General features: G+C 50.8%; 1 protein-coding gene. It reads right to left on the bottom strand.

What is annotated here, in order from left to right:
* On the bottom strand, window positions 1-518 hold a 518-nt coding region (locus HMPREF3096_RS07595; protein WP_070544376.1), incomplete at its 3' end, for an antirestriction protein.
* Window positions 519-559: the final 41 nt, after the last annotated feature.

Genomic DNA, 559 nt, shown 5'->3' with positions numbered 1-559 from the left:
TGCCGTTCGGGATGATGAATAATGCTGATATAGTCTTTCAGTGCATCCTGACGGGATACCAGATGTTTACAGACGCGGGCATATTCCGGCCCCATATCCGCCACCTGCCATGACAGCCAGTTCATTATCGTCAGCGTGGCAATAATTCCTGCTGCATCGGCGCTGACGTCACCGTCAAAATAATTGCCGGGGATGCGCATCCGGTAAGACTGCTTTCCTTCCGGCGCAATGTACCCGGTCTGCGTGGTGATGAACTGAAGACGGTTCGGGGTAATATTCCCGCCGACACCCTGCGGAATAATCCAGTAAGACCAGAATCCGCCATCGTAATCCGAATGCTGGCGTAACCAGCTCGCCGCCATATTATCGGCTGACGGCGTAAAAAAGAGTGCCGGGATAAAATCCAGACGCTCATCGCCATCGGTAACGGCATAACGCAGATATTTGTCAGTTTTAAATTGTTCGTCTGATTCACGAGTGGCGGTGTTGACGTTGGTGTTGACGTTAATTGTGTGCATGCTGGTTAACTCCTTCGCGGTTTATTAAATCGTTCGACTTC

This window comes from Klebsiella sp. HMSC25G12 (genome assembly GCF_001807705.1).
In the GTDB taxonomy this organism is placed as follows: Bacteria; Pseudomonadota; Gammaproteobacteria; order Enterobacterales; family Enterobacteriaceae; genus Klebsiella; species Klebsiella variicola.
Note: the sequence above shows the minus strand (reverse complement) of the source record. Positions and strands in the feature narration are given on the sequence as shown.